Annotated in this window: 14 protein-coding genes; 7 read left to right on the forward strand and 7 right to left on the reverse strand. The window is 69.4% G+C overall.

Going from position 1 to position 12147, the window contains the following annotated elements; translation table 11 throughout:
• Positions 1-6: 6 nt before the first annotated feature.
• Together G6N64_RS21240 and G6N64_RS21245 are read right to left on the reverse strand one after the other, a co-directional pair.
• Positions 7-2253: a molybdopterin-dependent oxidoreductase gene (locus tag G6N64_RS21240; RefSeq protein WP_163799512.1), complete on the reverse strand. Its 2247-nt coding sequence runs from the start codon at positions 2251-2253 to the stop codon at positions 7-9.
• The gene (locus G6N64_RS21245; RefSeq protein WP_163799514.1) at positions 2250-2831 is read right to left on the reverse strand and encodes a TetR/AcrR family transcriptional regulator; all 582 of its coding nucleotides are present in this window, start codon (positions 2829-2831) and stop codon (positions 2250-2252) included. Before G6N64_RS21245 ends, G6N64_RS21240 begins: the two co-directional genes overlap by 4 nt.
• Positions 2832-3048: 217 nt before the next feature.
• On the opposite strand from G6N64_RS21245, the gene G6N64_RS21250 reads away from it, so the two are divergent.
• Complete coding sequence (locus G6N64_RS21250) at positions 3049-3294, forward strand: hypothetical protein (protein ID WP_163799516.1); 246 nt, start codon at positions 3049-3051, stop codon at positions 3292-3294.
• A 318-nt stretch (positions 3295-3612) separates the two neighbouring features.
• Here G6N64_RS21250 and G6N64_RS21255 read toward each other — a convergent pair whose 3' ends face one another.
• Together G6N64_RS21255 and G6N64_RS21260 are read right to left on the reverse strand one after the other, a co-directional pair.
• The gene (locus tag G6N64_RS21255; RefSeq protein WP_163801989.1) at positions 3613-4506 is read right to left on the reverse strand and encodes a glycosyltransferase family 2 protein; all 894 of its coding nucleotides are present in this window, start codon (positions 4504-4506) and stop codon (positions 3613-3615) included.
• A gap of 50 nt (positions 4507-4556) precedes the next feature.
• The gene (locus tag G6N64_RS21260) at positions 4557-5690 is read right to left on the reverse strand and encodes a nitronate monooxygenase (protein WP_163799517.1); all 1134 of its coding nucleotides are present in this window, start codon (positions 5688-5690) and stop codon (positions 4557-4559) included.
• Positions 5691-5886: 196 nt separating this feature from the next.
• Between G6N64_RS21260 and G6N64_RS21265 the strand changes: the two genes are divergently transcribed.
• Both G6N64_RS21265 and G6N64_RS21270 read left to right on the forward strand, forming a co-directional pair.
• Positions 5887-6531 (forward strand): fatty-acid--CoA ligase, encoded by a 645-nt coding sequence (locus G6N64_RS21265; protein WP_163799519.1) that lies wholly within the window; start codon positions 5887-5889, stop codon positions 6529-6531.
• The gene (locus G6N64_RS21270; RefSeq protein ID WP_163799521.1) at positions 6531-6734 is read left to right on the forward strand and encodes a (2Fe-2S)-binding protein; all 204 of its coding nucleotides are present in this window, start codon (positions 6531-6533) and stop codon (positions 6732-6734) included. Before G6N64_RS21265 ends, G6N64_RS21270 begins: the two co-directional genes overlap by 1 nt.
• Here G6N64_RS21270 and G6N64_RS21275 read toward each other — a convergent pair.
• Positions 6673-7455 carry an HAD family hydrolase gene (locus tag G6N64_RS21275; RefSeq protein WP_163801990.1) on the reverse strand — a complete coding sequence of 261 codons (783 nt, stop codon included), beginning with the start codon at positions 7453-7455 and terminating at the stop codon, positions 6673-6675. The genes G6N64_RS21270 and G6N64_RS21275 overlap by 62 nt on opposite strands.
• Positions 7456-7687: 232 nt before the next feature.
• Between G6N64_RS21275 and G6N64_RS21280 the strand changes: the two genes are divergently transcribed.
• Both G6N64_RS21280 and G6N64_RS21285 read left to right on the forward strand, forming a co-directional pair.
• Positions 7688-8080: an STAS domain-containing protein gene (locus G6N64_RS21280; protein ID WP_163799523.1), complete on the forward strand. Its 393-nt coding sequence runs from the start codon at positions 7688-7690 to the stop codon at positions 8078-8080.
• 60 nt (positions 8081-8140) lie between these two features.
• Positions 8141-8593: an ATP-binding protein gene (locus tag G6N64_RS21285; RefSeq protein ID WP_163799525.1), complete on the forward strand. Its 453-nt coding sequence runs from the start codon at positions 8141-8143 to the stop codon at positions 8591-8593.
• A gap of 2 nt (positions 8594-8595) precedes the next feature.
• Here G6N64_RS21285 and G6N64_RS21290 read toward each other — a convergent pair whose 3' ends face one another.
• The gene (locus G6N64_RS21290) at positions 8596-9666 is read right to left on the reverse strand and encodes an NAD(P)H-dependent amine dehydrogenase family protein (protein ID WP_163799527.1); all 1071 of its coding nucleotides are present in this window, start codon (positions 9664-9666) and stop codon (positions 8596-8598) included.
• 122 nt (positions 9667-9788) lie between these two features.
• Between G6N64_RS21290 and G6N64_RS21295 the strand changes: the two genes are divergently transcribed.
• Entirely contained in the window at positions 9789-10532 is a 744-nt protein-coding gene (locus tag G6N64_RS21295; protein ID WP_163799530.1) for a glucose 1-dehydrogenase, read from the forward strand.
• Positions 10533-10535: 3 nt separating this feature from the next.
• On the opposite strand, the gene G6N64_RS21300 is transcribed toward G6N64_RS21295, so the two are convergent.
• Complete coding sequence (locus G6N64_RS21300; protein ID WP_163799532.1) at positions 10536-11375, reverse strand: alpha/beta fold hydrolase; 840 nt, start codon at positions 11373-11375, stop codon at positions 10536-10538.
• Between the two features lie 59 nt (positions 11376-11434).
• Here G6N64_RS21300 and G6N64_RS21305 point away from each other — a divergent pair, with 59 nt between their 5' ends.
• Positions 11435-12070, forward strand: a complete 636-nt coding sequence (locus G6N64_RS21305) for a TetR/AcrR family transcriptional regulator (protein ID WP_163799533.1) — start codon at positions 11435-11437, stop codon at positions 12068-12070.
• Positions 12071-12147 lie beyond the last annotated feature (77 nt).

A 12147-nucleotide genomic window follows, 5' to 3' on the forward strand; every position in this document is an offset into this window, starting at 1 on the left:
CGGCGGTCAGACCGCCGGCAACGTCTCCACCCGCGCCGGCACGTGCTTGTGCCACGGGGTTCCCGCGTGGGCGTCGCGCCACTGCGTCGACGTCAGCGCATTCGGCGCGACCCCCGGCGTGTGCGAGAGCCCGTCGGCGTCGACGTGGTCGACGCCGTAGCCGTTGGGCAGCGACACGTGGCCCGGCAGCATCACCTCACTCACCTCGACGGTCGCCTCCGCCGACCCCGCTGCGGTGACGATGCGTGCGCGACCGCCGTCGACGAGACCGATCGCCGCGGCGTCCTCGACGCTGATGCGAAGCGCACCGTCGACGTCACCCTTGCGCCACGCGGGGTCCCGCATGATGTCGTTCGCCGTGTTGGCGCGACGCTCGCCGGCGGACAGCACGATGGGGAACTCGTCGCTCGTTAGTAGCGGGGTGTCCGCGTGCAGCGCGCGGACGTCGGCCAGCATTTCGGGCATCGCGAGCCGGATTCGCTTGTCCTCGTGCGTGATCAGGTCGAAGTCGTCCACGTACTCGTGCTCGGAGAACGTCACCCCGGAGCGGCCCGCCAGGATCGCCTCGAACAGTGCGTTGCCGTCGACGTGGCCTGCGCGCCGGACGGCCTCGGGGTACTGCATCGCCGTCTTCTGCGCCAGCCCCCACAGCGCCGCGGCACCCGCGAGCCCGTCGGGCAGTGCGGGGCCCAGCGTCTCGTACAGGACGAACGGCAGCACCCGCCCGAGGGCCGGATTGGTCCTGACCGCGACGAGGAACGCCTCGGCGTACGCGTCGAGGCCCTGGGCTGCCGCCTGCCGCAGCGGACGCAGGTCGTCGTCGGACACCACGTTCAGCGCGCGTACCAGTCGTGCCCAGATCTCGGGCTCAGGCAGCGTTCCCGCCAGCGGCTCGAACAGCGCGTGGCGAAGGTGAAAGGTGTTGTGCGGGAACTCCAGATTGAAGAAGGTAGCCTCGGGCTTCTCGAACTGGCTGGCCGCGGGCAGCACGTAGTGGGCCAGCCGGGCGGTCTCGGTCATCGCGACGTCGATCACGACGAGCAGTTCCAGTGAGCCGAGCGCCTCGCGCACCGTGGCCGAGTCGGCCACCGAGTGCGCCGGGTTGCTGCTCTCGACGATCATTCCGCGAATCCGGCCGGGATGGTCGGTGAGGATCTCCTCCGGGACCACGTTGCTCGGCACCAGTCCGGCGATGATCGGGCTACCCGTCACGGGCGTCCGTCCGACACCGCTCGCGCTGAACAGCGGGGCGAACATCGAATGCAGATGCTGCGCGCCGGTCTTCGCGAAGTTCCCGGTCAGCACCCACAGCAGCTTGTTGAGGTAGGAGGACAGCGTGCTGTTCGGTGCCTGCTGGATGCCGAGGTCCTCGAACACCGACACGCTGGCCGCCGCGCCGATCCGCCGGGCGGCGGCACGGATGAGGGACTCGTCGACCCCGCACCGCCGGGCGTACTCGTCGATGGGGACCTCGCGCAGGACGTCGCGCACCTCGTCGACTCCGCTGACGTGCTCGGCCAGGAACGTCTCGTCGCACAGGTCCTCGGTCACGAGGACCGCGGCGAGCGCGGCGAGGCACCAGGCGTCGGTGCCGGGCCGCACCCGCAGGTGGAAGTCGGCGAGCTTGGCGGTATCCGTCACCACGGGGTCGATGACGATCATCGATCGCCCGGGATCCTTGGCGATCTCGTTGAGGACGACACGGGCACGCGGGAAGCTCTGCGACATCCACGGGTTCTTGCCGACGAACACCGACACCTCGGCACGAGCGAACTCGCCTCGCGTGTGTCCGCCGTACAGGTACCGGTCGACCAGGTGCTCGCCGGTCTTCTCCTGCGCCAGGGCATTCGAGCGGTAGCGCGACCCGATGGCCTTGAGGAACGCCCCGCTGTAGGCACCGCCGAGGTGGTTGCCCTGGCCACCGCCGCCGTAGTAGAAGACCTTGTCGCCGCCGTGCTCGTCACGGATGCCGGCGAAGCCCGCGGCGATCTCCGCGATCGCGGTGTCCCAGTCGATCTCCTCGTAGCTGCCGTCGGATCGGCGGCGCAACGGGGAGGTCAGGCGATTCCGGTCGTTCTGGTAGTGGTCGAGCCGCAACGCCTTGTTGCAGGTGTATCCCTGGGACGTCGGGTGGGCCTTGTCACCGCGGATCTTGGCGATCGTGCGATCGCGGGTCTGCACCACGATGCCGCAGTTGCACTCGCACAGGATGCAGGCGGTCGGCTGCCATTCGGCGGTCGGGTCACTGGTCATGGCGAGGTTCTCCCGTGGTCGTCGTCGAGGCTGATGGCTGCTGCGACGATCGCCCGCAACTGACGGTGGACGAGGTCGAGCGGCCTGACGTCGCGCGCCGTCCGCGCGACGACGAGGGCTCCCTCGATGGACGCCATCGCCAGCATCGCGATCTCCTCCGCGCGCTCCGCGGGGACGCCGTCGGTCTTTAGTCGCTGCTCGATCAGGGCGGTCCAGCGGGCGAACGCCGCCGCCGCCCGGTCGAGCACCGGCTGGTTGTCCGCCTCGACCGCGACCGCCACCACCGGGCAGCCGGCGCGATAGTCGGTCTTGAGGAGTTGGCTGCGAAAGCCCTCGAAGACGACGTCGACGGCGCCAAGGCTGTCGGTTGCCGTCGCCATCCTGTCGGCCGTGAAGTCTGCCGCGTAATCGACTGCCTCGCAGAGTAATTGCGTGCGTCCACCCGGGAAGTAGTGATACGCCGACCCGCGTGGGGCGCCACTGTGCTCGAGGACGTCGGAGATCGCCGTCGAGTGCGCTCCTCGTTCGCGGATCAGCAGAGCGGTCGAGATGACCATGCGTTCCCGTGGGGTGACCACGTGCGACCCTCCTTCGCGAGGCGTTATGTAGAGCATCATACATAGTACCTGGGCGAGCGACACCCCGATTCATCCACCGATCGGTGGACATCGCGTTCATCCGGGCGATCCACCGGTCACCGGACAGACTCCCGGCCCCCGCCGCGAAATAGTTGAGTCATCGCCGGAGCACACCGGCCACCGACACCAAATTTCCACCCAGACAGAAGGACTCGACATGACGAACCTCATCCGCCTCGCCGCACTGCCCATCCTCACCGCCGGAATCCTCGGCACCGCAGCCCTCGGCCTCGCCGGCGCCGCCAACGCCACCGCAGGCCCCGGCGGCCAGCAGCCCTCGGGCCCCGGCTACTCCTACGCGCCCCAGACCCACGCCCACCCCGCGCCGACCGCCAAGCCCGGCTGGCACGGCAACCACGGCCCCGCCTACATCGCCCACCTCACCGGCACCGACGTCCGCTGACGCCGGCCGCCCCTCGGACCGGAGCCCCCTCCCCGAAACCATCCCCGGGGGGAGGGGGCTTCGTTGGCGTTGAGCCCGTCGCGTTGCATCGAGACTGCGCCGAGGGTCGTGGTCGCGCGACGAGCACGACCCTGGACGCAGTCTCATCGCGTGAACATCGACGGCCCTACGCGAAGACGGGCGTCATGGTCGTGGAATCACCTACTGGCCGGCAGAACCACGACCCTGAGACGCAAACCCCCGTAGGGCCGCACCGGCCCCACCGTCGACGTCGCAGAGTCGAACCGGGCGAGTCTCACCGCGGGGGCGACCCCGTGGTCACGTATCGGCGAGCAACGCCAGCGATCGTTCGACGTCGCGGGGGAGCCGTCGCCGCCCCCGCCACACGCTGGGCAGCAGGCGCAGCGCCTCGGCCATCGCCCTGCGGTGCGCCTCGTCATGCGCGGCTGCCCGGGCCAGTCGACCGGCGGCGCGGACGCACTCGCCGGACGGCCGCCGGAGCCAGGTCGTCAGCACGTCGTTGCGCAGACTCCGGGCCCGCTGCGCCGCGTCGGGCGGACGGACCGAGGACGGCTGGTGGTAGGCCACCAGATCGGGGGAGAAGCACAGGTCCCATCCGGCGGCGGCGAGGTCGAGCGCGAGCAATCCCTCCTCGCCGCGGAAGTGCAGGATGCGGATGAACCCGCCGACGGCCTCGAACGCGTCCCTGCGGACGATCGACGAACACGCGAGGAATCCGAGGATCGACGGGCCGGGCAGTGCCGGATCCTGCCCGAGCGGACTGTCGGCGAGGAGGTCGGACAACTCGTCGACGCGGCCGCTGGGCAGGACCACCGTGCGCGCCGCGAGCAGCGCCAGCGTCGGGTGCCGGGCGAAGATCTCCTCGGCGCGAGTGGTGGCGTCGGGCGCCCACCACGAGTCGTCGTCGCAGAACGCGACGTAGGGGGTGACCGCTGCCGCGACCCCGACGTTGCGTCCCACCGCTCCGAGGTTCTCGGCCAGCGGTATCACCGTGACGCGGTCGGGTGCACCAGCCGCCAGGACGCCGAGCGCGGCCACCGTGTCGTCACGAGAACCGTTGTCCACGACGATGATCGGGCACGCGGATTCCCTCAGCAGCCGCGTCACGACGGCGACCACCTCCGGCGACCGGTCGCGGCTGGCGATGACGAAGGACGTCAGGCACCCGCTGCGGTTCGCTCCGGAACCCATCGACGACACGGGTCGGCGTCTACCCACCGACGCGTCGGCCAAACAGGCGGCTAGACCGACGCCGCCTCGTTCAGCGCGTTGAGCGTGCCGGTGGCGTCCAGGTACTCCTGCACCCACCGCTCGATGACGACGGAGGTCTTCTCGACCTTCTCGAACTGACCCACGACCTGACCGACCGGGTTGAACGCCACGTCCACGCTCTCGTTGGGGTACTTGTTGGTGGCGGAGACCGCGATCCCCGACACCATGAACTGCAGCGGCATGCCCAGCGGCTTCGGGTTGTCCGGGTTCTCCCACGCCTCGGTCCAGTCGTTCTTCAGCATCCGGGCGGGCTTGCCGGTGAACGAGCGGCTGCGCACGGTGTCGCGGCTGCCGGCCTTGACGTAGGCGGCCTGCTGCACCGGCGTGTTCTCGGCCTCCTCGACCATCAACCACTGCGAGCCGGTCCACGCGCCCTGCGCACCGAGCGCCAGCGCGGCGGCGATCTGCTGACCACTGCCGATGCCGCCGGCGGCGAGCACGGGCACGGGGGCGACCTCCCTGACCACCTGTGGCCACAGCACGATCGAGCCGATCTCGCCGCTGTGCCCGCCGGCCTCGCCACCCTGGGCGATGATGATGTCGACGCCCGCGTCGGCGTGCTTGCGGGCCTGCGACGGCGAGCCGCACAGCGCGGCGACCTTGCGGCCCTCGGCGTGGATGTGCTCGATCATGTCCCGCGGCGGAGTGCCGAGCGCGTTGGCGATCAGCGTCATCTTCGGATGCTTGAGCGCGACCTCGACCTGGGGTGTCGCGGTCGCCTCGGTCCACCCGAGCAGTTGCAGCGTGCTCTCGTTGTCCTCGTCGGTGAGCGGGACGCCGTGGTCGGTCAGGATCTTCTTCGCGAAGTCGATGTGCTCCTGCGGCACCATGTCGACGAGCATCTTCGCCAACTCGTCGGCGGACAGGTTCGAGTCCATGCCCTCGTACTTGTTCGGGATGACGATGTCGACGCCGTAGGTGTGGTCGCCGATGTGCTCGTCGATCCAGTTGAGTTCGATCTCGAGCTGCTCGGGGGTGAAGCCGACCGCTCCGAGCACCCCGAAACCGCCCGCCTTGCTGACGGCGACCACCACGTCGCGGCAGTGGGTGAAGGCGAAGATCGGGAACTCGATGCCGAGTTGATCGCAGAGAGGGGTGTGCATGCCAGCTCCTTGAGGGGGCGTGAGCGGAGTGGAACCGAATTGGAACGTGTTCTAGTTTAGTACCCGTCCGGGCACCGATTGGTCAATGGCCCGTTCGAAAGGGGCCGAACGTGCCTCGACACCGGCGGAGAATGCCCTTACCGTCGTCGAGGACCGTGTTCGCAGAGGCGATCGTGTCGTCGAAGGGCAGCAGACCGTGACGCACTGGCTGAACCACTCGCTCGTCCTCGCCTCGGACTACCGCATCCCCGAACCCGAGAAGGTCCTGCCGCTGCTCGAACGGCGCCAGGCTGCGCTCGCCGACATGGGCGCCCACCACGTCCTCGTCTACACGTCGACGACGGATCCGGGCCGGGTGATGGTAGTGATCGCCATCCACACCCGGGAAACGGTCGTCGAACTGCTCCGATCGCGGGTGTTCTTCGACTGGTTCGACGCGGTCGGCGTCGACGACATCCCCGCGGTGTTCGCCGGTGAACTGCTGCAGCGCCTCGACCTGACGGGGGAGACCCACCCGTCGGCGCCCGAGGTGCTCGTCGCCGTGGTGACCCCCGTGGAGGACGTCCCCAACCTGATCGCCCACGTGCAGGAGACGCTGCCGGACCTCCGCGCGTCGGGCATCCGCAAGATGTCGATCTTCAGCGCCTTCGACGACCCCCGCGAGGTGATGATGCTCTTCCAGATCGACGAGGAGGGACATGCGCGGCACTGGCTGCGCGACTCGGATCTGTCGTCGGAGTGGCTGGGCCGCGCCGGGATCGGCGCCTACCCACCGGTGTTCGTCGGCCGGTTGCGTCGGATGCTGCGGATCGAGGAGTCCGACGCCACGGGCGCCCACTGATGTTCGTCTGCCTGTGCGTCGGCGTCACCAGTCAGACGGTGGCTGCGGTCGTCGCCGCGGGTGCGAGGACCACCAACGAGGTGGCGGCCGCCTGCGGCGCGGGCTCGGAGTGCGGACGCTGCCGACGGACGGTGCGGTCGATCATCGACGCGCACTTCGGGCAGCCACGATCCTCGACAGGCGCCCGGGATTCGGATCGCTGAGCCGCAACACCGGCCAGCCCCGACGCGCCGCCTCGGCCGCGAGGCCGGACCGGGGGTTCACCGGCCGCGGCATGCCGACCGCCTGCATCAACGGGATGTCCTCGTCCCCGTCGGCATAGAAGTAGCTGCGGTCCAGCGCGACGCCGTGTGCGGCGCTGAACCGACTCACCGCCTCCGCCTTCCGCGGGCCCCACACGATCGGGGCGGCGATGCCTCCGGTCAGGCGCCCGCGATCGTCCACCTCGAAGTGGTTGCAGATGACGGTGTCGACGCCGAGGAACCGCGCCACCGGTTCGGCGTGGATCGTCAGCGCCGACGAACTGAGCGCCACGGTGTGGCCGCGGTCCTGATGCGCGGCGACGATGCGACCCATCACCTCGAAGATCCTGGTCTCGATGTGCTCGCGGAAGAGGTATTCGCCCAGGTCGTCGAGATCGGCGAGCGAGTCGCCCGTCAGATAGCCGGCGGCCTTCACGATGAGACGCTCGAACTCCATCCGGCCGAGCCGGTAGCGCAGGGCTGCCTCGATCACCCCGAGGACCTCACCGGCGCGGGCCTGACGCCGTCGGATGCGATGGCCGGCGTGGGCGGTGGCGGTGAAGCCGGACACCAGGGTGCCGTCGAGATCGAAGAAGGCGCCGATCGACGCGTCGGCCGGGCTCGCCGCGATCGCCGAGAGCTGTGCCTCGGGCGTGGTCTGGCCGAGGCGGTTCGCGGTCACGACGTCGTGGAACGGGTCGGCCGTGCCGGTGTGCGTCTCATCCCTCCCATTTGAGCATCGCGGGCCGACGTGGGGTGCCGCGAGCAGGTAGCCGATACCCACGGTGCTGTGGTCATCGGCTAGGTTCGACCTCGACGGTTTCGTTCTCGCCTGGTTCAGTCGGCAGCCTCGCGAGCATGGACATGGCGCCGATTCGCAGCCAGCGATAGCGGCCGAACAGGGAAGATGGGCCTTGGACGAACATCGCGAAGCATCAGCCGCCAACGCGGCCTCGTCGTCGTCATCGGCGTGCGAGGTCAGCGAGCGGCAGATCGGGGAGGTCGCCGTGGTGGCGCCGTCCGGAGTGGTCGACATGCTGACCGCGCCGCAGCTGGAGGAGGCGATCCGCACCGCGATGGGCAAGAAGCCCAGTGGACTGGTCGTCGACCTCACCGCGGTCGAGTTCCTGGCCTCGGCGGGCATGGGCGTCATCGTCGCCGCGCACGAGGAGAAGGACGACTCGACCACCTTCTTCCTGGTGGCCGAGGGACCCGCCACCAGCCGTCCGCTCAAACTGGTCGGCATCGCCGACATCGTCCCCCTGTACGCCACCCTCGACGAGGCCCTGGCCGCGCTGAACTCCTGAGACCAACTCGAGACGCGGTCGCGCTTATCGGGGGGATCGACCGGGTAACCGTCGCCTGCGATGATCGATTCAATGCCTACTGCCGACGTAGCCAACGCCGAGCGCTTCGAGCGCATCGGGGTGGTCGCCGACGCGCGTACCGCCGGGCGGATCCGCGACGAGTTCGCCGAGTGGCTGCGTCTGTTCTTCACCCTCGATCCGATCAGGTCCAGCGACCTGATCCTCGCCATCAACGAGGCACTGGCCAACTGTGCCGAGTTCGCCTACGTGGGCGCCGATCACGTGGGAACCATGGACCTGCGCGCCTGGTATGACCCGTCACGGTCCACCATCGCCGTCGTGGTCGCCGACCGCGGGTCGTGGCGCAACCCCGACTCGCCCAGCCAACTGAGTCGCGGCCGCGGCATCCCGCTGATGGAGGCGCTGTCGGACAGTGCCTCGATCGAGGCGACCCAGACGGGCACCCACGTGCACCTGGAGTGGTCGAACGTGGCGCGCGTCCTGGCCGGCTGACCTCAGCGCAGCAGGCCCCGCCCCGTCACCAGGGGCATGTCGAGCGTCGTCCGGATACCCGGCGCCGCTGCCACCACGTCCGGGATCGCGTTGACGATGCGGCCTGCCGCCGCGAGGATCGCGGCGTAGTTGTGATCACCGTTGCGGCTGGTGGGGCACACGTCCATGACGTAGGACGGTTCGCCGGTGATCTCCACGCGGTACGAGCCGCCCTCCTGGGCGGGCTGCGCCCAGTCGGGTCGCAGGTCGCCGCGCAGACGGGTGACGTGCTCCACCACGATGACGGGCTCGCCACCGACGAGACCCTCGATTTGGAACCGCAGCGCGGCCACCGTCCCCTTGGCGATCCGCCCGACCGCGACGTCGATGTCCTCGGGGGCCGGCTCCTGCTCCACCGAGTCCCGGATCTCGTCGAGTTCGACGCCGAGACCCGCCGCCAACTGCCGGATGGCCGTACCCCAGGCGATGCTCAGCACGCCCGGCTGGAACAGGATCGGGAGGTCGCCGATCTGGTTGCCGAAGCCCATCACGTCGAACATGACCGTCGCGCCGTCGTAGGTGGCGTAGTCGGCGATCTCCATCGTGCGGATCTGACGGATGCTCTGGCAGGTACCCGCCAGCGCGAACGGGAGCAGGTCGGTCGCGAACCCGGGGTCCACACCGGTGACGAACACCGTCGAACCGCCTTCGCGCGCAGCGTCTTCCACGCGTCCGATGTACTTGTCCGGCACCACGCCCCACGGGTACTGCAGCACGCCGGGCGCCGAGCCGACCACGTCGATGCCGGCGGACAGGAGGCGCCGGATGTCGGCCATCGCGTCCGGCAGCCGGGTGTCACCCATGGCGCAGTAGACGACGCAGTCCGGTGCCGACGCGATGACGGCGTCGAGGTCGCCCGTGGCGGCGATGCCGGTGTGGACGTCGAGGCCGGCGAGATCGCCTGCGTCCCTGCCGACCTTGGCGTCGCTGGAGACCCACACACCGGTCAGGTCGAACCGCTGGTCCTCGACGAGCTGCCGCAGCGCGAGGCTGCCGCAGTTCCCCGTTCCGACGAGCGCGACGCGGATCGCCATGCCGTTCCTCCTCCCGGCCGATGCTCCCGGCCTCGCGACGAATGCCCCCGCAGTATGCGTGCTGGACACCCGAATTGGAACAGGTTCTAGTTCGATTCGGGCACGAGGTAGCCTGTCGCGTCATGGGACGCGTGGACGGGAAAGTCGTACTGATCAGCGGCGGCGCCAGGGGCATGGGAGCCGCGCACGCCCGGGCGCTGGTCGCCGAGGGCGGCAAGGTGGTCATCGGCGACATCCTCGACGAGGAGGGCAAGGCACTCGCCGACGAGATCGGTGAGAGCGCCCGGTTCGTCCACCTCGACGTCACCGACGCCGAGCAGTGGGACGACGCCGTCGCGACCGCCGTCGACCAGTTCGGCTCGCTGTCGGTTCTGGTCAACAACGCCGCCATCGTCGCCCTGGGCCAGATCGGCAAGTTCGACATGACGAAGTGGCAGCAGGTCCTAGACGTCAACCTCACCGGCACGTTCCTCGGCATGCAGGCGTCGGTGGGAGCGATGAAGGCGGCGGGTGGCGGCTCGATCATCAACGTGTCGTCCATCGAGGGCCTGCGCGGTGCGCCCATGGTGCACCCCTACGTCGCGACGAAGTGGGCGGTCCGCGGGCTGTCCAAGTCCGCGGCGATCGAGTTGGGCAAGTTCAACATTCGGGTCAACTCGCTGCATCCGGGCTTCATCCGGACCCCGATGACCAAGCACTTTCCGGACGACATGGTCACCGCACCGCTCGGCCGGCCCGGCCAGTCCGAGGAGGTGGCCACGTTCGTGGTGTTCCTCGCCAGCGACGAGTCGTCGTTCTCGACCGGCGCCGAATTCGTCGTCGACGGCGGCCTCGTCACCGACGTGCCGCACAAGGACCTCTTCTAGCGGCTAGTGCGCCGCACCCACCCGCGTGATGGCGTCGGCCACCGCGTGCGGCGCATCGAGGGCGACGAACGTCCGCGCGCCGGGTACCTCGACGAGCGTGGCGTCGGGGAACAGTGCGGCCAGTCGTCGGCCCAGCTCCGGGGTGAAGCAGCGATCGGCCTGGCCCCACACCAGCGTGACGGGCTTGCCGAACCGGTGCAGCCGCGTCGCGACGTCGGTGAGATCCGTCGAGCCGACGCCACGCAACAGGGTGGCCAGGTTGCGTGCGATGCGTGGGTCGTCGACGCACGGCCGCACCCAGGACGCGGTGAGCTCGTCGTCGCGTCGCAGCAGCAGGCCGTAGCCGAGCGGTGAATTGCGCAGTGCGGGGACCCGCATCAGCCCGGCGAGTGCCTTGATGCTGCGCGGCCCGCGCATCGTGGCGAAGACGGCGTTGAAGGGGAACGGCGGGAACTTCTCGAAGGCGTCGCAGTTGGTGAAGACGACCCGGCCGACGCGGTCGGGGTGGGCGTCGACGAGCAACTGGCAGAGCCCGCCGCCCGTGTCGTTGCCGACCAGCGTGACGTCGTCCAGGTCGAGCCCGACCAGGAACGCGTGGACCAGCTCGGCGACCGAGTCGGGGCTCTCCACGACGTGGTCGTCGACCGGCAGGACGTGCGAACCGAGCGGCAGGTCCGGCAGGTAACAGCGAAAGCCGTTGCGTGCCAGTTCTTCCGCCACGGTCGTCCACAGCCGGTGGTCGACCAGTATTCCGTGCACGAACACCACCGGCGGGTGGGGCGACTCGTCCGGACCGACGATCGAATAGCGGATCGTCGCGCCCGGCACCGTGATCTCCGGCATCTCCGCTACCCTTCTCCCACACTTGCGAACACTTCGTATGAAAGTTACGTGCAGACTGTATGAAAGTCAACGACGACGTGAACGCGTCCACCCGGCGCACCCAGGCCGAGCGCACCGCCGCCACCCGGGCACGGCTGCTCGAGGCCGGCCGAACGCTGTTCGCCGACGAAGGTTTCGCCGCGGTGTCCACCCAGGCGATCGTCGACTCCGCCGGCGTGACCCGCGGTGCGCTGTACCACCAATTCGGCGATAAGGCAGGACTTTTCGCCGAGGTGTACGAGGACGTCGAACGGGATCTGGTCACCGCCATCACCGCCCGCATCGTCGAGGAGGTGCCGACCGATCAACTCGAGGCCATGCGGGTCGGCGCACGGCTGTTCCTCCAGGAGTGCTCGTCGCCGAGGGTGCAGCGCATCGTGCTCATCGACGCTCCGTCCGTCCTCGGATGGCAACGGTGGCGCGAGGTCGGCATGCGCTACGGCCTCGGTGTGATCGAGGCGATGCTCGCGCAGGCGATGACCGACGGCGTCATCCCCGACCAGCCGCTGCGGCCCACCGCGCACGTGCTGCTCGGCGCGCTCGACGAGGCAGCCCTGTTCGTGGCGCGCGCCGACGACCCGGGGGAGGCGCTGCGGCAGATGTACGTGGTCTGCGACCGTCTGATCAGCGGTATCGCGGGTAGCCCGCGCCGCTAGCCCACCGCACGGGCAGAATGGGCGCGACGTCGCGCACCTCGCGATCGACCCGTGCATTCGAACGAAGGGGAGCCGCG

Origin of the sequence: Mycolicibacterium sediminis, assembly GCF_010731735.1 — a bacterium.
Lineage (GTDB): Bacteria > Actinomycetota > Actinomycetes > Mycobacteriales > Mycobacteriaceae > Mycobacterium > Mycobacterium sediminis.